The sequence below is a fragment of the Microbacterium esteraromaticum genome, from assembly GCF_014084045.1.
Lineage (GTDB): Bacteria > Actinomycetota > Actinomycetes > Actinomycetales > Microbacteriaceae > Microbacterium > Microbacterium esteraromaticum_D.
This window is the reverse complement of the sequence record NZ_CP043732.1, coordinates 1670370-1690744: the sequence shown is the minus strand read 5'-3', so window position 1 is coordinate 1690744 and position 20375 is coordinate 1670370. Positions and strand designations below refer to the sequence as shown.

Genomic DNA, 20375 nt, shown 5'->3' with positions numbered 1-20375 from the left:
TCCTTGAGAAACCATGCCAAGATACGTATGTGAGAGGGGTTCCGAACCCGAGTCCAGATGGACCGGAATCCCCTGTCCCAGACCAGGAGAGGCGCCGTGCAGAATCATGCGTGATCTCGATGCCATCGATGTGAGGATCATCTCGGAGCTCCGTGCCGACGCCCGAGTCAGCCTGGCCCGACTCGGCGAGATGGTCCATCTCTCCCGAAACGCCGTGAGCCAGCGGATCAAACGTCTCGAGCGCGATGAGCACATCCTGGGGTACACGATCTCCGAACGGCACCCCGGCGAACGACCTCGTGTCAGCGCGACGCTGCTCGTCCACCGGCATGACCGCGTGCGCGGAGTCGATGTCATCACCGCCATCGACGCGATCCCGGAAGTCGTCCTGAGCGATGTGGTCACGGGCGAGCTCGATCTCATCCTGCGGGTGGAGGCCGCGGACCCCGAACGCCTCCGCGAGGTCTGGATGATGATCGCTGCCCTTCCCGGAGTACGGGACATCACCACGGCGTTGTCGCTGCGGACGACGACGAACCGCAGATTCTGAGCGCGGGGGTTTGGTGGCGTGCGGCCGGAGCCGGCGGCACGACGCCGGAGCGGAAGCCCCTTCCGCGGACCGTTCGGCAGGGCGCACGCCTCGACGCCGTCGATTCGGCATGTCCCTCGGCCGCTTCGACCGTAGGGGACGGTGCAGCCGCGGAGCGATAGTGGGAGCATCATCCCGCTCACGAAGGAGTACGCAGAGATGCGCACGTACAACCTGGCACTCATCGGATTCGGGGGCGTCAACCGTGCTCTCGCCCAGCTCATCGCCGAAGATCCGACCCGCTTCGCGCATCTGGGCTTCGAGCTCAAGGTCGTCGCGATCACCGATCTGCTGATGGGGTCGCTCGTTCAGAGCGAAGGCGTCGATCTGGGAGCGGTGCAGTCGCTGCCCAGAGGGGAGACGTTCGAGTCGTTCGCCGGCGGGTCCGCGACTGCCGACAACGAGCGCATCATCCGGGACAGCCCCGCCGACATCGTGGTCGAGGCCACCTTCACCGATCCGACCGACGGAGAACCCGCGGCCTCTCATGTGCGCTGGGCGCTGGACTCGGGCAAGAGCGTGACGACCACGAACAAGGGTCCTGTCGCCTTCCACGCCGAGGCGCTCACGAAGCTCGCCGCAGACAACGGCGCTCTGTTCGCGTACGAGGGGGCCGTGCTCAGCGGCACGCCCGTGCTCGGACTCGCGCGCGATCAGCTCGCCGGCCTGACGATCCGCGGCTTCCAGGGGATCCTGAACGGCACCTCGAACTACGTGATCGGCCGAATGGAGGCCGGGCTCACACTGGAGAGCGCAGTCAGGGAAGCACAGGCCGAAGGCTACGCGGAGGCCGACCCCACCGCAGACATCGGCGGATCCGATGTGCAGCTCAAGGTGGCGATCCTTGCGAACGAGCTGCTCGGCGCCGGCATCTCGCCCGCCGACGTCGATGCCACCGGGATCACCGGCATCGCGCCAGACGACATCATCGACGCCGCTCGCGAGGGCAGGCGCTACAAGCTCATCGGATCCGCCCGTCGAACGGAGGACGGCGGGATCATCGCGACGGTCGCGCCGCGGGCGCTCGAGGCCGACCACCCGCTCGCTCATGTCCCCGGCGCGACCAACGCCGTCTCGTTCGAGACCGATCTGCTGGGAACGGTCACCATCACCGGCCCCGGAGCCGGACGCATCGAGACGGCCTTCGCGCTGATCACCGACATCATCGCCATCCACTCTCACGAGAAGGAGAAGGTCGATGCCTGACGTGCTCGCCACGCCCGCACAGGACGACCTCGTCGTCGTCGACAAGTTCACCGGTGAAGAGATCGCCGTCCTCCCCCAGCTCACGGCCGAGCAGGCCCTGGACGCACTGGACATCGCCCAGACGGCCACGGCGACCGCGGCCGCGCTCTCGCGTCACCGGCGCGCGGCGATCCTGGACGGCGCCGCGATGCTGCTGCGGGAGCGCTCGGAGAGCGTGTCGCAGCTCATCGTCTCGGAAGCCGGCAAGACCATCCGCCAGGCGCGGAAGGAGGTCTCCCGCGCAGTCAACACGCTTCTCCTCTCCGCGGCGGAGGCACGACGCAACGCCGGCGAGGTCATCCCCTTCGACTCCTTCCCCGGCGACGAGAACCGTCTGGGCTGGTACTCACGCGAGCCGCTCGGCCTGATCGTCGCCATCACCCCCTACAACGACGCGCTGAACCTCGTCGCGCACAAGCTCGGTCCGGCGCTCGCCGGTGGCAACGCGGTGCTGTTGAAGCCCTCGCAGCAGACGCCTCTCACCGCCCAGCTCCTCGTCGATCTGCTCTACGAGTCCGGGCTCCCCGACAACGTCATCACGGTCGTGCGAGGAAACCGGCAGGTGGCGCAGGCCCTGGTGCGGGCGAGGAATGTGCGGATGGTCTCGTTCACGGGCGGGTTCGCCACCGGCCAGGCGATCGCCGCCTCCGCCGGCATCAAGAAGCTGGCCATGGAGCTCGGCGGCAACGCGCCCGTCCTCGTGTTCGAGGACGCCGATCTCGAGCTCGCCGTCAAGGCTGCGGTCTCAGGCTCCTTCTGGGCGGCGGGTCAGAACTGCATCGGCGCGCAGCGCATCCTCGTGCAGCGATCCGTGTTCCCTGCCTTCCTGAAGGCGTTCGTCGCGGCGACCGAGAGGCTCGTCTCGGGGAACCCCCGACTCGATGCCACGGATGTCGGCCCGATGATCAGCGCACAGGCGGCGGAGACCGCGCGCACGAAGATCCAGGAAGCGGTCGCAGACGGAGCCACGCTGCTCACGGGGGGAGTGCGGAACGGCTCGGTGCTGACTCCCGCTGTCCTGACGGGCGTCCCGCGCACGTGCCGCCTCTGGCACGAGGAGGTCTTCGCCCCGATCGTCGTGGTGGAGCCCTTCGACGATGAGCGATCCGCGATCCTCGCCGCCAACGACAGCGACTATGCCCTGCAGGCCGGCGTCTTCACCAGCGACCTGGATCGTGCGCTCCGGGTCGCAGAGTCGATCGACGCCGGCGGTGTGATGATCAACGACTCTTCGGACTACCGGCTCGACTCCATGCCCTTCGGAGGCAGCAAGTACGGGTCGATGGGGCGGGAGGGCGTGCGCTTCGCGTACGAGGAGATGACCCAGCCGAAGGTCGTGGCGATCTCACGATCGAGCGCAAGGGGCTGACAGTCCGGAACAGGTCATTGTGTGCCGAAGCCGTGGGATCGGAAACGGCACAGGTGCGCGTGCGGGGGCGTGCATGAGTCCGACGTTCACGCGGTAGTGAAGGTGCCGGATCACACGACTGAGTCAGCGGTGACGCTCGGCGTGGCAGCTCGTAGGGCGACGGCTGCGCATCCGGCTACTCGGGGATGCGATCGGGATGACCCCGCTTCACGACAAGGAGGACGACGTATGCAATCAGCGCCGCAAGGCCCCCTATCACGACGAACGGCACACCCAACCAATACAACGACAGCCGAGTCGTTCCCCATTTGGCCTCGACCTCCGGCCCGTTCATGTCGTCGAAGAAGTACGCCAGAGCCATCGACATCATGCCGAGAACCACTGGCGGGATCAACACGAGGAACGGGAGATCTCCCATGGAGCGAAGGCGGGCGGTCACTGCACAGACGATCGTGGCGGCCCCGGTGATCACGCACAGCCCCACCATGATCGGGATCGGCGGGGTGAACACGGGGGGCGGCACGACCATATCCCACCTCGCGTCTTCGGTGGTCGCCAGCTGCCCTCCGGACAGCAACAGACTCCCGAAGACATAGGCGAAGAACACGACGGCGAAGACTGCGAGGACGACCATGACCACTAGCCTCGCCAATCCATAGACACGCCCCAGCCGCGAGTTCGGTGAGAACGGCCTGGTCGGCACGAACATCCATCCGACCATCTCACTCCTTCCGCCGTGTTCCTCCCCCGATTCTACGGGCGCCCGAAGCTCGGCCAGAGGTTGCTGGCGGTTCGACGCCGATACCGATGACGTTGTTGACGTGGCTCGTCAACCGCGATCTCGGCCAGGATCTGCGCGATCGGCCGCGCGGCATTCGGGCCGGAACGCCTCACTGCAGCTCCATGATGCTGGCGATGCACTGCCAGCCGCCTGCGGAGCCCAGGCCTTCGCAGACGCGTAAAATAACTTCTGGCCAGGGGAAAATGGGCGGAGACGGAGGAGCTTGAACCCTCGCGGCCACTCCACGCCGCGCGTGGGGCCCTGGGTGGAAAAGCACGTTCTTGCCTATAACCCGAAAACGAGCCCTGGACTTCGTCCGGGCTCGTTTTCATTCAGCGGAGACGGAGGGATTTGAACCCTCGGTCCCCGTGAGGGGACTCCACCTTAGCAGGGTGGTGCACTAGGCCTGACTATGCGACGTCTCCAGGCATCCGGCTGACTCAACGCGGATGCGCCTTGCAAGCATACCCGCTCCGAAGGAGCGTCACGAATCGAACGCGCGAACTACGGCTCAAGAGGCCCAGTCACAGCTCCTTGCACCGCTGTATCATTCTGTACTAGAACAAAACGGTTCTTGCATTCATCGAATTGTTACAGTAGTTTTCAAGTACTTTCACCGCCGAAAGCACACGTGAGACCGGCGAGACATCCCGTCACCGCATGTCTGGAGGCGAAGCCACCCCACGCATGAAGGAGCATCGGCGTGCCCGTCTACACTCGCGAATCACTCCAGACCGACCGACTTCCCTGGGTCGACGTCGATGACTTCGAGATCTTCGTCCTCGGTCGCAACCTCGGGATCCCACGCACGCCTCAGGCCCCGAATCCGGACGGTCACACGCCATCGTGGGGAGCAACGGGAAACAATCCCCAGCCCAGCAGCCGACGGATCCTTCCCACTCATCCTCACGAACGTGTGATGGTCACCTTCGGCGAAGTGGCGGTGGAGACCCCGCAAGGACGCTTCCATCTGCAGCGCCGGGATTGGCTCGAGATTCCGGAGGAAGGAGTGATCGTCTCGAACAATGGGGCGACTCAGGCGGAGCTGGTCTGGGTCGCGGGGCACTGGTCGAGCACGGTGCGCATGGAGATCTGCCTCTTCACGCCGGAAATGCCCTGCGACTACCACTATCACGACAGCGATGAGTACTGGATCGTCTTCCGGGGCCACTTCACTCTGGACTACGACAGCCGGAGATTCGGGATGCGACCCGGCCTGATGCTGGCCGCCGGCATGGGATACGAACACGGCGCCACCGCACCCGAAGAGCATTTCCAGGCGGTCGTGATCGCCACCCAGCTCGAGGGCCGCAGCCGTGACGGGCACCTGGAGAGAGCCCACCACGGTGACCCGACTCCGAACCGGGAAGTTCCTGCGTCATTGCTCGACGCATCTCCATTCCTCCAGGCCGACTGAGCCTCCGAACCAAGGGAAGAACCATGATCGAGAAGACAACGACCCGCCCGCCAATGCCCCGGGTGACCCTCGGCCGCACAGGCCTGGAGACATCACGCCTGTCCATCGGGACATGGGGATTCGGGACAGGCAGCGCGCCAGCTGCGCAGCAGAACGACGACCAGGTGCTCATCGACGTGCTCACCGCCGCTTTCGAGGCGGGAGTCACCTTCATCGATTCCGCCGAAGCCTACGACAATGAGCAGCGTCTGGGCCGACTGCTGTCTCAAGTCGAGACTCCATCCGACCTCATCATCTCGACGAAGTTCGGCCACGGCCGGGGTTTTTCGGCCGATGACTTCCGACGCAGCGCCGAGCGCAGCCTGGCTCAGCTGCACCTGGAGCAGATCCCGATCATGATGGTTCACGACCCCCGGGATGATGACGACATGGACACCATCCTCGGTCCGGGAGGTGCGCTCGAGGGGCTGCGCAAACTGCAGGATGAGGGACTCGTCGCACACATCGGTGTCGCCACGGCAACACTCTCCCCGCTGCAGCGTGCCGTCGACACCGGCGAGTTCGACTTCCTCCAGATAGCGCGGCTGTACACCTTGCTGAATCCCGCGGCCAAGACGAGTGGTCTGCTCGCCGCCGCCCGCGAGAAGGGCATGGCGGTCTGCAACGCCTCCCCCTTCGGCGGCAACATCCTCGCCACGGGAACGGCGAACCCCCATGCGCTGTATACCTACCGTCCTGCGCTGCCCGAGGTGCGCGAAGCAGTGCAGCGCATGGAGGCACGGTGCGAGGAGCTCGGGATCACCATTGCCGAGGCGGCGATGTCCTACTCGCTCACCCAGCCCGACATCGATGTCACGATCGTCGGGGTGACGAGCACCCGCGAACTGGGCTGGGATCTCGACGCGCTGAAGGTGACGACAACCCGCGACGAGATCGAGTCGATCGCGCGCGCAGGCGAGATCGATCCCGCGCTGCTGGGTGGGCCGACGTTCCGCACGGCGTGGCCGGCTGATCGCGTCCCTGAGAACTGAGGATGGAGACCCCACCCATGACCGTCGCCCAGCGTTTCAGTCGCACCGAGATCATCCGAAGGCTGCGTTCCGAGGTCGATGCGGGACGCCCGATCATCGGCGCAGGGTGCAGTTCCGGCCTCATCGCACGCGCCGCCGTAGCGGGCGGCGCCGACCTGGTGATCGTGTACAACACCGGCCGATCGCGCTTGGCGGGTCTGCCCACGAGCGCCACCGGCAATCACGCGAACCCCACCACGATGGCGATGTATCGTGAAATCGCCAACGTCGTGCCCGACGTCCCCATCGTCGGCGGCGCCGAGGCCGCCGACCCGACCTATCTCTACGACGTCCCTCGACTCGTCGACGACTACGTCCGCACCGGTTTCGACGGAGTCATCAACTTCCCCACGACCGGTGCACGCAACACCCACAACCCCGAGCGCGATGCCGTCGGGCTGGGGGTGCACCGGGATTACGAGCTCGTCGCCGCCGCTCGCGCGGCGGACACGTTCACCATCTGCTACGCGTACACGGAAGAGCAGGCGCGCGGCGTGACGGAAGCAGGTGCTGACGCCATCGTGCCGCACGTCGGCTGGACAACCGGCGGTTTCGTCGGCGCGGGCGCTTCGGCCCTCGAACTCGACGCGGCGTGCGAGCGAGTGCAGTCGTTTCTAGAGGTCGCGCGTGCCGTGAACCCCGATGTCTTCGTCCTCTCGCACGGTGGACCTCTCGAGGGCGCCGATTCGACTCGATACCTGTACGAGAACACCGATGCGCAGGGCTTCCTCGGCGCATCGAGCGTCGAGCGCCTCCCGGTCGAAGCGGGCATAGTCGAGACGATCCATGGCTTCCGTCAGCATCGTCCCCGAGCATCCCGGACAACCGGAACCGCCACGAACGGAGAGTACGCATGACCGTCGAAACGCCCTTCTCGCGCTCCGCGATCCTCGATCGCCTGGCGCGACGTCGGGATGCTGGTGAACCGATCCTCTCCGCTTCCGCCGGCATCGGCCTCGTCGCCAGATCTGCTGAAGCCGCAGGAATCGATCTCTTGAATATCCAGGTCACGGGCATCTCGCGGCATCTCGGTGTGCCGACGACCACAACGCTAGGCAACGCGACCGCCCTCACGATAGAGGCCCTGCCGGAGATCGCCAACGTGGTCGAGCACACACCGATCATCGGTGGCCTCGAGGCGACCGATGGCTCGCGGCGTGACCTCCGAGCCACCATCCGCCGGTACCGCGACCTTGGTTTCAACGGCATCAGCAACTTCCCGACCGTGGGGTCGATGCTCACGTGGGCAGACATCCGCCGCTCGGTCGGCGAGGGGATCGACCGGGACTTCCAGCTCATCCGACTGGCAAGGGAAGAGGACCTCTTCACCCTCGCGCACGCCTACACCGCCGACCACGCTGCGGAACTCGCAGCATCCGGCGCAGACGTCGTGGTCGCACGGTGCGGCGCGACAGCCGGGGGTATGGTGGGCCAGCCCCGCGAGAACGTCTCGGCGGAGGCAGCCTGCGAGTACGTGCAATCGGTCATCGACTCCGTCCGCCGAGCGAGTGCCGACACCTACGTGATCGCCCACGGAGGCCCCTTCGCCACGCCAGAGGACGCACCCAGCCTGTTCGCGTCCACAGACGCGGACGGCATACACGGCGAGTCGGCCATCGAGCGCATCCCCATCGAAGTCCACGTCGCCAAGCAGGTCGCCGCGTTCAAGAACCAGCGGATCCGGGTCGCTTAGGCGGACGGGATGAAGGAGCTACGCCTTGGCTGAGTCGACAGTCACCCGTGCCGTGACGGACAAGTTCAGCGCTCTGGACGGCGCATTCCCGATGACGGGAGTCGAAGCGCTCGTCAGGTTGCCACTGGACATGCGGCGCATCGATGTTAGACATGACCGGTCGACCGCTGCGTACATCTCGGGGTACGAAGGCTCGCCACTCGGCGGATACGACATCGCGCTGCTCGCACAGAAGGGCGAACTCGACCGGCTCGACATCATCTTCCATCCCGGGGTGAACGAGGAACTGGCTGCGACCGCGGTGCAGGGTGCACAGCTCGCCCCGACGTTCGACGACGCGAGGGTCGAAGGCGTGACCGGGTATTGGTATGGGAAGTCTCCCGGCCTCGACCGCGCATCCGATGCGATACGCCATGCGAACCTCAGCGGAGCGCATCCGCGTGGAGGAGCGGTGGCGCTGCTGGGAGATGATCCGTCCGCCAAGTCGTCGACTGTGCCAGGCGCATCGGAGGCGCTGCTCGCCGACCTCGGCATTCCGGTCCTCTATCCCGCCACTCCCCAAGAGGTGCTCGACTTCGGTCTGCATGCGGTGCACATGTCGCGAGCGTCGGGCCTGTGGACCGCGCTGAAGGTGGTGACGAACGTCGCCGACGGCAGCGGCATGGTCGACGTCGACCCGAGCCGGCTGTCGTTCGTGGCCCCCGACAACGTTTTCAACGGCCGGCCATACGAGCACACAGTTCACGCCAGGATGCTGCAGCCGAATCTCACCGGGCTTGAGCGAAGCCGCAACGGCGAGCGTCTTGAGATCGCGCGTCGGTATGCAGCGGTGAACCAACTGGACAGAAACTTGGGCGCGGGTGAGGGCGCTCGTATCGGCATCGTCGCAGCAGGCAAGACGGCAGTCGATGTGAACCATGCGCTGACCCGCCTCGGCGTGCCCGCCCACCAGCTGTCGTCCCATGGCATCAGAGTTCTGCGCCTGGCCATGATCCACCCTCTCAACGCTGTTGCGATCCGAGAGTTCGCCGAGGGCCTGTCCGAGATCGTCGTCATCGAAGAGAAGCGACCGTTCCTGGAGATGGGTGTGAAGGATGCCCTGTACGGTGTGGCCTCACCGCCGCTGGTCGTCGGCAAATACGATCCCTCAGGCGCTCCCCTTCTACCTGCAGAAGGGGAGCTCGACCCCGACGTGATCGCGGAGATGCTGACCCGCCGACTGGCGGCCCAGGGCGTCGCACCCGGTGTCGACTGGAGCGAGAGGTTCGAAGGCACACGACCTCGGCGCCAGCTTTCGATCCGCCCTGTGTCGTCTGACGCGAATCGCACCCCGTACTTCTGCTCGGGGTGTCCGCACAGCCGATCGGCGAAGGTCCCGGACGGCTCCCTGGTGGGCGGCGGCATCGGCTGCCATGCGCTGGTCATGGTCATGCCGGAGAGCCAGGTCGGCGATGTCGCGGGCCTCACGCAGATGGGAGGTGAAGGTGCGCAATGGAACGGCATGTTCCCGTTCGTGCAGCGCAGCCATCTGATCCAGAACATCGGCGACGGCACCTTCCATCATTCTGGGAGTCTGTCTGTCCGAGCGGCTCTGTCGTCCGGCGCCAACATCACGTTCAAACTGATGTACAACTCCGCCGTCGCCATGACAGGCGGTCAGGACGTGACCGGTGGAATGACGGTGCCCGAGATCACTCGCACGCTCTCCGCCGAGGGAGTGGGCCGCATGATCATCACCACCCGCGAACCGCGCTCATACAGCCGAAGAGGACTCGCGAAAGGCGTGGAGGTCTGGGGGCACGACCGTCTCCTCGAGGCTCAGGAGGCTCTCGCCGCCACACCGGGGGTGACATTCCTGATCCACGACCAGGAATGCGCGACCGAACTCCGCCGCAAGCGCAAACGCGGCCTGGCGCCCGATCCGAGCACCCGCGTGCTCATCAACGAGCGAGTCTGCGAGGGGTGCGGTGACTGCGGTCGCGTCTCCAACTGCCTCTCGGTGCGTCCGACCACCACCGAGTTCGGACGCAAGACTCAGATCGATCAGTCGTCCTGCAATAAGGACTATTCGTGTCTCGACGGCGATTGCCCGTCGTTCATGACCATCACCCCAGGAAAGCGCGGCCAGCGTCGTGACCGGCCCTCTCGCGCCCGCATGCTCGACGCGTCGTCCCTGTCCGAGCCGGAACTGCCATCCGCGCGGACGCCGTACACCATCCGTGTGCTCGGGATCGGCGGCTCCGGTGTCGTCACCCTGTCGCGAATTCTCAGCGTCGCCGCGGCGGCGGATTCCCGATCTGTCCGCTCCCTCGACCAGACCGGCCTCGCGCAGAAAGGCGGCGCCGTCATCTCGGATGTGAAGATCAGTGATGAGTCGGCAGACATCGCCAGCAAGGCTGTGGCGGGCGAGGTCGATCTCTATCTCGGTTCGGACCTGCTCGTCGCCGCGAACCCTGTGAATCTGGCGACGGCCGACCCCTCACACACCGTTGCCGTGGTGTCGACAGCTCAGATCCCCACTGGACAGATGATCGTCGACACGACCATCGACTTCCCGCCCGTCGCGGACCTCATCGACGTGATCTCGGCCGCGACACGCAACGACGCCGGCATCTACTTCGATGCCCGCGCCTACTCGGAGTGGCTGTTCGGGGACGATCAGTACTCCAACCTCCTCCTTCTCGGCGCCGCATTCCAGGCGGGCTGCGTGCCGATCCATGCGGAGCGGATCGAGGAGGCCATCCGGGCGAACGGAGTGAAGGCGGATGCCAACATCGAGGCGTTTCGTCGCGGGCGGCAGTTCGTCGATCAACCCGAACGGCTGGAGCGGGACATCTCCAAGGCACGGCCGGTCGCCGCGGAACCCCATGCGACGACGGCGGAGGAGAAGGCTGCGATCGCCATGGTCGAGGTGGCTCCCGATTCGCGAGTCGCAGCCCTTCTCGAGGTACGCGTGCCCGAGCTGCGACGTTTTCAGAACATTCGTTATGCACGGCGGTACACGGCGTTCGTCGAGCAGGTCCGCAGAGCTGAGGCACCGCTCGGCTCCGAGCTGCTGACGGAGACCGTGGCCATGTACCTGTTCAAGCTCATGGCGTACAAGGACGAGTACGAGGTGGCGAGACTGATGCTGTCCGATGCCGGCGCAGCGAGAGCTCGCAGCGAGTTCGGCGACGGCACGAAGGTGCACTACCGCCTCCATCCCCCGATCCTCCGGGCGCTCGGAATGAAGCGGAAGATCGCGCTCGGCTCATGGGCTCACCCGCTGTTCCGACTGCTCGTGTCCGGTCGCCGGCTTCGCGGCACGCCGTTCGATCTCTTCGGCTACACGGCCGTGCGGCGCGCGGAGCGGGAGCTGATCTCGAGGTACATCGACGAGATCGATGCTCTTCTCGACGACCTCACCGCCGAGTCGCTGGAGACGGCGATTGCGATCGCGGCGCTGCCCGACGTCATCCGGGGCTACGAAGACATCAAGCTCGCGAACATCCAGATCTACGACGACCAGATGAGGACGTTGACCGAGGATCTTCGTCGCGGCGTCATACCGGCCGGCTGAGCGCGCGCCGCTCACCGGGGGTGCGCGGGCCGAGACGTTCTCGCCCTCGGGGGCAGTGCTGCGGCGGCTATGGCGCCGGCGAGCTCGGTGAACCCCTCAGAGATCGCGGAGCAGGTGATGCGAATGAACTCCGACGGGAGCGGTGCGCTGAGAAAAGACGACCCGAGTGCCACGGCGATCCCGGCGTCGCGCATCGCCAGCCGAATCCGCGCCTCGTTCTCGTTCGCGACGGGAACCCAGATGTTGATGCCGTCCTCCCCGACGATCTGAAATCCCTCCCGGCGCAGCGCCTCCACCATCGAACGCCGCCGATGCGCGTAGACCGCACGAGCGTTGGCCAGCTGCGCGAGCGCTCGCTCATCTGTGAGGAGGTACAGCAGAACGTGCTGAAGCAGTCGGCTCGACCACCCCGGGCCGAGCGCCCGCGCGTTGTCGAGTCTCACGATCGTGTCGGCGGCGCCACCGACCGCGGCGAGCCGCAGGTCGGGTCCGAACGCTTTGGAGAAGCTCAGGATGCGGATCACACGGTCGGGGAGGTACGACCCCAGGCTCACTTGGCTGGCCGAAGTGATGCCCCCGGCATGGTCATCTTCGATGATCAGGACGGACGACCCCGTCAGCACCGCTGCGAGATCCTCGGCCCGCTCGTGCGTCATGCTGACACCGGACGGATTCTGCGCTCGCGGCTGCAGCACGAGCAGGCTCGGCCGCATCTCGAGAGCATCTCTCAGCGACCCGGGCACGATTCCATGCTCGTCCAGCGGCAAACCGATGATCTCCGCCCCCGCGCGCTCGATCATGTCGAGGACGGGCGGGAACGTCGGGTTCTCGACGAGGACCCGATCTCCCACTCTGAGAGTGAGCCTGAACAGTCGGTCGATGGCGTCCAGAGCGCCATCGACAACCGTGATGGCTCCTGGCTCGAAGGGCCAGCGGCGACGCAGCTCCCACTCGAGGTCGGGAAGCACCGGCTGCTCCATGTACCCGCTCGTCAGTATCGCGGTGTCCTGCGCCGCCAGCGACATCAGGGCCGCACCGACGTCGGGAAGCAGCGCAGGGTCCGGTGTGCCGCTGGTGAGGTCCCACAAAGGCATCAGCTCTTTGTCCGACGCCGCGTATCGCGGCGGGCGGGTCGATTCGGCGGCACCGCGCACCACGGTGCCGCGCTTGCCCTGAGCGATGACCAGCCCCGACTGCGCCAGAGCCTGGTAGGCATGCTGCACGGTGGTGGGACTCACCTCGAGTTCATCGGCGAGCGCGCGGATGGCCGGCAGTCTGGTCGCCACGTCGAGTTCGCCCGATGTGATCAGCCGTCCGATCTCAGCGGCGATCCCCTTCGCCGTGCGGCTCCGCACCTGTGTGGCCAGAAGCATTGAACCACTCTATGTGACGAGATCGCCCATGGCCTGTCTTCGCACCCATTTGACGAGGGTCCGCCGTGTCGATGGCGATTCCCGGCCCGGGAACATCATGGGCCACCCGATGCTCCACACCTGTCCGATGTAGATGTCGCCTCTGCTGTCGACGGCGACTCCATGCGGCGCGACGAGCTGCCCCGGTTCGACACCGGCGGAGGGCTGCATCGCTATGCGAGCGAGGACCTCTCCGGTCGACGACAGGATGCTGATCCTTGGACCCAGGTTGGGAGCACCGCGGTTGAACGCCCACATCGGCCCCAGCTCTGCGACGGCCCATTCTCCGGTCGGGGTGCGAGCAAGGGCCGAAGGTCGGTGCACGCCCTGCCAGACGTCCACGACCCGTCCATCAAGATCGAGCAGCTGGATCCGATGGTTCTCACGGTCGGCTACATAGAGCAGGTCGTCGTGGATGTTGATGCTGTGCGGAAGATTGAATTCACCCGGCTCCACACCGGAGGATCCGAACGACGACATGTGCCGTCCCTCGGCGTCATAGCGATGAATCGTCGCGTTCCCGTACCCGTCGCTGACGTACACATCGCCATTCGGCGACTCGACCGCCTGCGTGCATCGGCGGAACGGATGGTTGCTCATGAAGGGCGCCGGCGATCCGGGGGAGCCGATGACAAGAGCGACAGCACCCGAGCTGTCGATCTTACGAACGGTGTGGTCTCCGTCATCCGTGCACCACAGCACGCCATCTCTGCCGGCGCTGATCCCATGGGGGTTTCGGAAGATCCCTGCTCCCCACTCCTGCAGAATCCTTCCCTCCGCGGAGTACCGAGTCAGTGGCGTCGGCGCCCGACGGAAGGCGGTCACGGAGTCGTCGTCCCCGACTACAACCCCCGCGACATCCGCCGATGGGGCGCTTTCATGTTCGGCAGGCCAGTCCACCGGTGCGTACCGGTACTCGCCGTCTCCCAGCTCGCACGAACGCTTCTCCTTCGGCTCCACAGCATCACCACCGACGGCGAAGAAGCCGGCTGACCCAGAGCAGCGACGCCACCACCGAGAGGATCAATGCAGCGATCAGCGTGCCCATCACAGCCAGCTGGCTGAAGCTCCCCACTTCGTACGTCTGCAGGATCGCGAAACCTGCGACCTGCGTGCCCGGCTGCGCCAGAACCCGTGACATGGTCGCCTCACCGGCCATCATCGCGAACAGCAACGCGAACGCGGCTATGAACCCGGGAAGCGCAAGCGGCGTCACGATCTTCACTCGCGTTCGCCATTCGGACGCCCCCGCGACGCTTGACGACTCGAGCAGCTCTCTACGCACCTGGGCCACCGCGGATTCCGCGAGGATCGACGCATACGGCAGGTAGTTGATGATGTATGCCCCGATCAGCAGCACCATCGTTCCTCCGAGGTGGAACGGCGCTCCATAGAACGCCATGACGAAGCCGATGGCCAGCACGACGCTCGAGATGGCCGCGGGGATCTTCATCACCCCCAATCCGACCTCCGCGAAACGGGATCTCCGAATGCTCACCGAGGTGGTCAGCAGCCCGACCACCAGCACCGCGATCGTGGCGCCGATTGTCGCGTAGATGGCACTGTTGACGATCGCGCCCCCGAGGTTCTCCGATTGGAGGACCTGTTGGAAGTTCGAGAAGCCGAGCGACGCGGCATCGATGTCGGGTGTCCAGTACGGCTGAAGCGCCACGAGAACCAGTGCGAACAGCGGCAGCACCGCCGAGCAGAGGAAGAAGCACATCATGACGGCGCGCACCAGCCACTTCGCCCACCCGAGCTTCATGAGGCTGGCCTTCGCGGCCTTCCCGCCGATCTGCGAGAACCTTCCGCCCTTGCTCACCTTGAAGTAGATCAGCCACAGGCTGCCTGTCACGAACAGCATGAACAAGCCCATCACCGATCCTTCTCCCAGCTGCGCCGGATACGAGGCGGTCACGAATCGCACCGTGTGCACCGAGAGGATGTCCAGCCGGGCAGGCGTGCCGATGATCAACGGAACGGAATACTCCGCGATTCCGACGATGACCGCCAGAAGCGCGCCGCCGAGGATCGCGTGCTTCACCGCGGGAAGAGAGATCCGCCACACTGTGCGGCGGATCCCGGCGCCCGCGACGATCGATGCCTCCTCCAGGGCCGGGTCCACATTGCGCAGAGCGTTCTGCAGAATCAGGAAGGGGAACGGCACCAGCGTCAGGGTCATCACGAAGATGAGCCCTGGAGTGCTGTGGAGATCGGGAATGATCGCATCGAGAAGCGGATACCTCTCGACCTGACGCTGCAGCAGCCCGACCCGCGGCGCGCCGAGCATCACCCAGCCCGTCGCGAGAACCATCCCCGGCACGACCAGCGGGATGAGAGGCAGGATCTGCCCGAACCACCCCATCGCCGCGTCTGTGCGCTCGTTGGCCCAGGCAAGCAGTGCGGCGATGACGACGGCGGCGGCGCTGGAGCAACCCACCACGATCACGGTGTTGCGCAGAGCATCCGGAAACCACCTCGCACCGAAGACGTCACGCACGGCGTCCAAGGAGAACAGCCCCTCGGGAGCGAATCCGGTGGTGAAGAGGCGAAGCAGCGGGAGGAAGATCGCGACGCAGAGGATCACCACGATGGCGACCACGGCCACTCGCTGCAGAGTCACCGAGAAGGCGCTCGCCCTGCGGCGATCGCGAGACTCCGATCCGACGGGAACGACCCCACGCGGAGCGGCGCTCTCTCTGTCGATTAGTGGCTGAGTCATCGGTCGACCACCCTTGCCCGGGCGACATCGAGCGTCAGAGCGACGCCCGCACCGATAGCGGGGATGAAATGGGACTTGAGGCACAGGGCGCGCACGCGTTCGCCTCCTGGGAGAGCGATGTCCACCTCAGAGCTGGCTCCGCCGTAGTCGATGCCGACGACCTCCCCACGCAGCGCGGTCTCGGATCCGTCACCATCGTCCGGCCGGAGTGCGACGTCCTCCGGCCGGACGATGAGATACGCCGATTGCCCCTGCGCCCAGGAGGTGCTGCTCGGTGCGGTGAGGACCCCCAGGGCAGACGACACCGTGACGGACTCGGGCGTCTGGCCCGCGATCGTGCATTCCACGATGTTGGCGCGTCCGACGAACTCGGCGACGTACCTCGTCGCCGGCTCGTCATAGATCTCGGTGGGGGTGCCGATCTGCACGACCTCGCCCTCGTGCAGCACCGCGATGCGAGTCGCGAGCGACAACGCCTCCTCCTGATCATGGGTCACGTAGAGCGCCGCGAAGCCGATGCGGGCGTGCATCGATCGGATCTCCTCTCGCAGCTGGTGACGAACCTTCGCGTCGACGTTCGAGAGCGGCTCGTCGAACAGGATGACGGCAGGATCGATGACGAGCGCCCGTGCAAGGGCCAGCCGTTGCTGCTGCCCCCGCTCAGCGTCCCCGGATACTCACCGGCCAGGCGCTCGAGGCCGACTGCAGTCAGCACCCGGCTGACGCGCTCAGCGATCTCCTTCTTGTCACGGACCCCGTGGGACTGCAGCGGATAGGCGACGTTGTCGCGAACCGTCATGTGCGGCCACAGTGCGTACGCCTGGAAGATCATCGAGAGACCGCGTTCGTTCGCATTCAGCATGACCTTGGCATCCGATGAGAAGACCGTCCGGCCGCCGATCGAGATGCTGCCGCCGTCTGCGTCTTCGAGCCCTGCCACGCATCTCAGCAGGGTCGTCTTACCGCAGCCGCTGGGCCCCAGAAGCACGACGAGCTCCCCAGGGTCGACCTGCAGCGATACGTCATCGATGGCACGTACGTCCTCGCCGGACGAACCTCTTCGCTTGAAGGTCTTGAACAGACGGTCCACCCGGATTCCGCGGTCAGATTCCGGGTGAGCGACTTCGCGGAGGTCATCCATCGCGGCTGTGAGAGCAGTCATGGTCGATTTCCTTTTCCCACCGTGCAGACGGCGGCTAGTTGAGGTCCATCGCGTCAAGAACCGGGTCCTTGACGGACTGCGGGATGTTGAGGTCGAACACTTCGAGCGACGGATCGATGTGGAAGGCATCGCAGTCCCCCTCCGCCTTCGCGTTGAGCGTGCCGAGCTGCCCGATCGTGCACTGGATCTCCTGCGCCTGCGCAGATAGCAGGAAGGCGGCGAGGACGCGCTGCGCGTTGGGGTGCGGCGGATTGGCAGGCAGCGCCATCGTCGTCGCCGACACCTTCGCGGGGAGAAGATCGAGATGCTCGACGGGCGCCCCCTGCTCACGGATCTGTGCACTGTGGCTGCGGGCCACCGGTCCTCCGATGTCGAACGCCCCGGCAGCGACCTGCTGGCTGAGCGATGCCCCGCTCTCAGACAGCGTGGCGTCGTTGGCGAGGAGCCCCTGCCCGAACGCGGCCCCGTAGCTTTCGTACATAAGCGCATGGAACGCGAAGTAGGCGCTGGCCGATCGTGGATCGGCCACCATCACTCTCCCCTTCCACTTCGGGTCTGTGAGGTCTTCCCAGGTCTCGGGAAGCTCGTCCTCTGTGACCCGATCGGTGTTGTAGGCGAGCGTCCAGGTGTAAGCCGCTGATGTGATCGAGCGCGGGCGGTGCTCGGGTGCGGCCTGGTCGAGCGGGAAGTCCCCCAGGGTCGGGATGATCGAAGGGTCCATCTCGCGGATGTTCACGAACCATTCGGGGTTGTCGGCGATGACCGGCTCGAAGATCGAGCTCTCGAGCACATCAGCGGGCGAATCGCCTGTCGATTCGTACTCCTGCACGAATCGGTTCGGGAGGGTGTCGACGCTGTCCCGTACGACCTTCACCTCGATCCCCGGGAACGCTTTGGCGAAGGCATCGATAGTGGCGCTGCTGACCTCCTGGCTCTGATTCGAGTACAGGATGACCTCGCCCTCCTCGAGCGCCGCGGCCACGACGTCGTCCCAGTCGTCGGGCAGGTGCTCGGCATCCCGCTCTTGGAAGCCCGTGATGGAGGAGGCCGGTGCCTCCGGTGCGCTGCACGCGATCAGCGACAGTGCCATACCGCCGCCGACCAGCGCGGGAAGAATGAGGCGAAGGCCCCGGCGTCTCGTGGTTCTCATGCTGCAGATCTCCTTCGATTACAGTTCGGGTGTTCGGGCGTTCGGGTTGAGGATGACGTCAGCGCGTGTTGTAGCCGGCGAAGGACTTGACCGTGTCGATGATCGCCCGCTCGATCGGGATCCGCTCGACCGAGGAAGCGCCGACGAACCCCTTCGCATCCGAATTGGCGTAGAGGTATTCCGTGTCTTCGGGAGTGGCGATCGCGCCTCCGTGAGCCAGGCAGATCACGTCGGGGTTCTCGGCGGCGGCGGCGTCGATGATCTCCTGCACATGCTCCACGGAGCGCGCCAACGAGGTGTCGTCGTCGCTGCGACCGATCATGCCCCCCGTGGTCCAACCGGCATGCGGCACGACGACGTCGGCGCCGGCCGCGGCGAGGATCCGACCCTGCTCGATGGTGAGCGCGTATGCCATCGTGAACACGTTCATCTCTCGGGCGATGCGCATCATCTCGGCTTCCACGCCCAGCCCCTGGCCGACATGCTCCCGCATCTTGGCTCGCTCCGGATTGATCGCCTCTGTCGGGAAGTTGATGAGCCCGTCGTATCCCGTGTCTACGAAGGATCGCACGAGGCGCTCAGTACGCCGGTAGGTCGGATCGCCGGCCCATGCGCCGCCGATGATCGGGGTCTTGTCCACGACATTGTGCAGCTCGTCGTACATCTGCATGGTGATCGCGTTCGAGTCCCCGAGAATCGTCGTCGGCAATCCCATGATTCGAGAGCGCCCGGTGCTGTAGACCACGATGAGGTCGGCGCCTCCGGCCTCAGCGGCCTTGGCGATGAGCCCGGCGCTGCAGCCGGCGGCGACGATGGGCTGGCGCGCAGTGATCTTCGCTCGGAGGTTGGCGAGGATGCTTTCACGGGTGAACTCGATGAAGGAAGGCACGGTGGGTAACTCCTTTTGCAGTGATTCAGACGGACGTGGACGGAAGCAGTTCCAGGAAGGCCCGGGCTGCGATCGCAGCGAACTCGGGATCGTTGATGTTGTGCGGATGGGTGCTGAACGGGATGGACGAATGCAGCTCGGCGCGCATGGTGTCGATCCACGCTGCGTCGGCCTCTGCTGAATGGAATGGACCACCGGGTGCACTGAGCTCAGAGAAGCCCCGCTCTGGGACGACGACACTGACCGGGCCGATGGACGCATTCAGTTTCGCGGCCATCGAGTTGGCGAGCACCCGCATGTCATCCGCATTGGTCCTCATGAGCGTCGCCGCGGGAGTGTGCTCGTGCAGGCGACGGCCTCGATACCGCTCGGGGACGCTGTCGCGTCGACCGAAGTTCGCGATGTCCAGCGCACCGGGCACCACCAGCTGAGGTATCCCGGCTCGTCCGGCCGCACGAAGCCTGTCGGGTCCGGCCGTGGCGATGCCGTCGAGCAGGTCGTCCACGAGCTCCGTCGTCGTCCATTCGGCGACGCTCGCGACCACGCGATCCTCGATCAGGCTTTCCAGCATCATGCCGCCGTTGCCGTTGGCGTGGAACACTGCGACGTCCAGACCTGCCTCTTCGAGCGCGCTCTTCAGCGCCATTCCGCCGCGAGTGGTCACGCCGAACATCGTCATAGCCGTGACGGCCGCATGCTGCGGGGCACCGCGGTAGGACGCCACGGCGACGGCCCCGACCACTGCACCGGCTGCACGGCGGAGCACCTCGCGGAGGAGACCATTGAGGCCCGCGATGTCTGTGATGCTGGGCACGACAATCGTGTCGCTGCCCTCGAGGTAAGTTCCAGCGCGTGTCGCCAGGGTGGTGACGAGCACCTTCGGGATGCCGAGTGGAATCCGCTTGGCGATCTCGGCGAACAGCCAGGTGCCTTGACCGCCGCCGAGCCCGATCAGGCCTCGCAGGCTTCCGTCTTTGACGAGCGGCAGCAACGCCGCGGCTGCGTTGTCGACGACACCCTGCATCGCGACTCGCTTGGCCTCGGGACCGAGCGACCGGTCACCCGTCCCTGGAGAGTGAACGGGCTCTTCGGAAGGGAGGCTCGAGCCGTCGAGCGACAGGTCGACATAGAGGGGCTTGGTGCCGAGGGCGGCGATCCGCTCACCCACGAACTCGGCCTCGCGGCCCTTGGTGTCGAAGGTCGCGAGCACTGCGATGTAAACCGCCATTGGTCTTTCCGCCTCATACATGAATCGTGTTGTCATATGTGACACGCTTTCGCCAACCTAAGCTCACGCCGGATCGGCTGTCAAGGGCG

General features: G+C 65.7%; 17 protein-coding genes and 1 tRNA gene. 8 read left to right on the top strand and 10 right to left on the bottom strand.

What is annotated here, in order from left to right; all coding sequences use genetic code 11:
* Nucleotides 1–106: 106 nt before the first annotated feature.
* The 3 genes from FVO59_RS08015 to FVO59_RS08005 all read left to right on the top strand — a co-directional run bounded on the left by FVO59_RS08015 (nt 107) and on the right by FVO59_RS08005 (nt 3203).
* Nucleotides 107–550 (top strand): Lrp/AsnC family transcriptional regulator, encoded by a 444-nt coding sequence (locus tag FVO59_RS08015; RefSeq protein WP_182252177.1) that lies wholly within the window; start codon nt 107–109, stop codon nt 548–550.
* A gap of 198 nt (nt 551–748) precedes the next feature.
* Nucleotides 749–1795 carry a homoserine dehydrogenase gene (locus FVO59_RS08010; RefSeq protein WP_182252175.1) on the top strand — a complete coding sequence of 349 codons (1047 nt, stop codon included), beginning with the start codon at nt 749–751 and terminating at the stop codon, nt 1793–1795.
* Nucleotides 1788–3203: an aldehyde dehydrogenase family protein gene (locus tag FVO59_RS08005; RefSeq protein WP_182252173.1), complete on the top strand. Its 1416-nt coding sequence runs from the start codon at nt 1788–1790 to the stop codon at nt 3201–3203. Before FVO59_RS08010 ends, FVO59_RS08005 begins: the two co-directional genes overlap by 8 nt.
* 175 nt (nt 3204–3378) lie before the next feature.
* Here the strand turns inward: FVO59_RS08005 and FVO59_RS08000 are convergent, their stop codons facing one another.
* Together FVO59_RS08000 and FVO59_RS07995 are read right to left on the bottom strand one after the other, a co-directional pair.
* A complete protein-coding gene (locus FVO59_RS08000; protein ID WP_182252171.1) occupies nt 3379–3837 on the bottom strand; it encodes a hypothetical protein in 459 nt (152 codons plus the stop codon).
* Between the two features lie 483 nt (nt 3838–4320).
* Nucleotides 4321–4409 (bottom strand) — tRNA-Ser (locus FVO59_RS07995).
* 494 nt (nt 4410–4903) lie between these two features.
* Between FVO59_RS07995 and FVO59_RS07990 the strand changes: the two genes are divergently transcribed.
* From FVO59_RS07990 to FVO59_RS07970, 5 genes are read left to right on the top strand one after another with little or no spacing between them, the layout of a single operon-like run.
* Nucleotides 4904–5401, top strand: coding sequence for a hypothetical protein (locus tag FVO59_RS07990; RefSeq protein WP_182252169.1), 498 nt, complete (start codon nt 4904–4906; stop codon nt 5399–5401).
* A 23-nt stretch (nt 5402–5424) separates the two neighbouring features.
* Nucleotides 5425–6432, top strand: a complete 1008-nt coding sequence (locus FVO59_RS07985; RefSeq protein ID WP_182252167.1) for an aldo/keto reductase — start codon at nt 5425–5427, stop codon at nt 6430–6432.
* A gap of 17 nt (nt 6433–6449) precedes the next feature.
* On the top strand, nt 6450–7328 hold the full coding sequence (locus tag FVO59_RS07980) for a phosphoenolpyruvate hydrolase family protein (protein ID WP_182256366.1): 879 nt from the start codon (nt 6450–6452) through the stop codon (nt 7326–7328).
* Nucleotides 7325–8164, top strand: coding sequence for a phosphoenolpyruvate hydrolase family protein (locus FVO59_RS07975; protein WP_182256364.1), 840 nt, complete (start codon nt 7325–7327; stop codon nt 8162–8164). Before FVO59_RS07980 ends, FVO59_RS07975 begins: the two co-directional genes overlap by 4 nt.
* Before the next feature lie 25 nt (nt 8165–8189).
* On the top strand, nt 8190–11723 hold the full coding sequence (locus tag FVO59_RS07970) for an indolepyruvate ferredoxin oxidoreductase family protein (protein WP_182256362.1): 3534 nt from the start codon (nt 8190–8192) through the stop codon (nt 11721–11723).
* Between the two features lie 11 nt (nt 11724–11734).
* Here FVO59_RS07970 and FVO59_RS07965 read toward each other — a convergent pair whose 3' ends face one another.
* From FVO59_RS07965 to FVO59_RS07930, 8 genes are all read right to left on the bottom strand, one after another.
* Nucleotides 11735–13096, bottom strand: coding sequence for an aminotransferase-like domain-containing protein (locus tag FVO59_RS07965; protein WP_182256360.1), 1362 nt, complete (start codon nt 13094–13096; stop codon nt 11735–11737).
* 9 nt (nt 13097–13105) lie between these two features.
* Entirely contained in the window at nt 13106–13735 is a 630-nt protein-coding gene (locus FVO59_RS07960; protein WP_182256358.1) for an NHL repeat-containing protein, read from the bottom strand.
* A gap of 364 nt (nt 13736–14099) precedes the next feature.
* Nucleotides 14100–15857: an ABC transporter permease gene (locus tag FVO59_RS07955; RefSeq protein WP_182256356.1), complete on the bottom strand. Its 1758-nt coding sequence runs from the start codon at nt 15855–15857 to the stop codon at nt 14100–14102.
* Nucleotides 15854–16387, bottom strand: coding sequence for a TOBE domain-containing protein (locus tag FVO59_RS07950; protein WP_182256354.1), 534 nt, complete (start codon nt 16385–16387; stop codon nt 15854–15856). The genes FVO59_RS07955 and FVO59_RS07950 overlap by 4 nt, the downstream gene beginning before the upstream one ends.
* Nucleotides 16351–17019, bottom strand: coding sequence for an ABC transporter ATP-binding protein (locus FVO59_RS07945; RefSeq protein ID WP_182256351.1), 669 nt, complete (start codon nt 17017–17019; stop codon nt 16351–16353). Before FVO59_RS07945 ends, FVO59_RS07950 begins: the two co-directional genes overlap by 37 nt.
* Nucleotides 17020–17053: 34 nt before the next feature.
* The gene (locus FVO59_RS07940) at nt 17054–18169 is read right to left on the bottom strand and encodes an ABC transporter substrate-binding protein (protein WP_182256349.1); all 1116 of its coding nucleotides are present in this window, start codon (nt 18167–18169) and stop codon (nt 17054–17056) included.
* Nucleotides 18170–18227: 58 nt separating this feature from the next.
* Nucleotides 18228–19058: a phosphoenolpyruvate hydrolase family protein gene (locus tag FVO59_RS07935; protein ID WP_220465712.1), complete on the bottom strand. Its 831-nt coding sequence runs from the start codon at nt 19056–19058 to the stop codon at nt 18228–18230.
* Between the two features lie 25 nt (nt 19059–19083).
* The gene (locus FVO59_RS07930) at nt 19084–20286 is read right to left on the bottom strand and encodes a Tm-1-like ATP-binding domain-containing protein (RefSeq protein WP_182256347.1); all 1203 of its coding nucleotides are present in this window, start codon (nt 20284–20286) and stop codon (nt 19084–19086) included.
* Nucleotides 20287–20375: the final 89 nt, after the last annotated feature.

Bases quoted from the DNA above. Each gene is read 5' to 3' on its own strand.
- FVO59_RS07950 (WP_182256354.1), bottom strand. From the start codon at position 16,387: ATGCACGCCCGCATCGGCTTCGCGGCGCTCTACGTGACCCATGATCAG.
- FVO59_RS07955 (WP_182256356.1), bottom strand. From the start codon at position 15,857: ATGACTCAGCCACTAATCGACAGAGAGAGCGCCGCTCCGCGTGGGGTC.
- FVO59_RS07990 (WP_182252169.1), top strand. From the start codon at position 4,904: ATGGTCACCTTCGGCGAAGTGGCGGTGGAGACCCCGCAAGGACGCTTC.
- FVO59_RS07985 (WP_182252167.1), top strand. From the start codon at position 5,425: ATGATCGAGAAGACAACGACCCGCCCGCCAATGCCCCGGGTGACCCTC.
- FVO59_RS07940 (WP_182256349.1), bottom strand. From the start codon at position 18,169: ATGAGAACCACGAGACGCCGGGGCCTTCGCCTCATTCTTCCCGCGCTG.
- FVO59_RS08010 (WP_182252175.1), top strand. From the start codon at position 749: ATGCGCACGTACAACCTGGCACTCATCGGATTCGGGGGCGTCAACCGT.
- FVO59_RS07960 (WP_182256358.1), bottom strand. From the start codon at position 13,735: ATGAGCAACCATCCGTTCCGCCGATGCACGCAGGCGGTCGAGTCGCCG.
- FVO59_RS07945 (WP_182256351.1), bottom strand. From the start codon at position 17,019: ATGACTGCTCTCACAGCCGCGATGGATGACCTCCGCGAAGTCGCTCAC.
- FVO59_RS08015 (WP_182252177.1), top strand. From the start codon at position 107: ATGCGTGATCTCGATGCCATCGATGTGAGGATCATCTCGGAGCTCCGT.
- FVO59_RS07980 (WP_182256366.1), top strand. From the start codon at position 6,450: ATGACCGTCGCCCAGCGTTTCAGTCGCACCGAGATCATCCGAAGGCTG.
- FVO59_RS08005 (WP_182252173.1), top strand. From the start codon at position 1,788: ATGCCTGACGTGCTCGCCACGCCCGCACAGGACGACCTCGTCGTCGTC.
- FVO59_RS08000 (WP_182252171.1), bottom strand. From the start codon at position 3,837: ATGGTCGTCCTCGCAGTCTTCGCCGTCGTGTTCTTCGCCTATGTCTTC.
- FVO59_RS07930 (WP_182256347.1), bottom strand. From the start codon at position 20,286: ATGGCGGTTTACATCGCAGTGCTCGCGACCTTCGACACCAAGGGCCGC.
- FVO59_RS07965 (WP_182256360.1), bottom strand. From the start codon at position 13,096: ATGCTTCTGGCCACACAGGTGCGGAGCCGCACGGCGAAGGGGATCGCC.
- FVO59_RS07975 (WP_182256364.1), top strand. From the start codon at position 7,325: ATGACCGTCGAAACGCCCTTCTCGCGCTCCGCGATCCTCGATCGCCTG.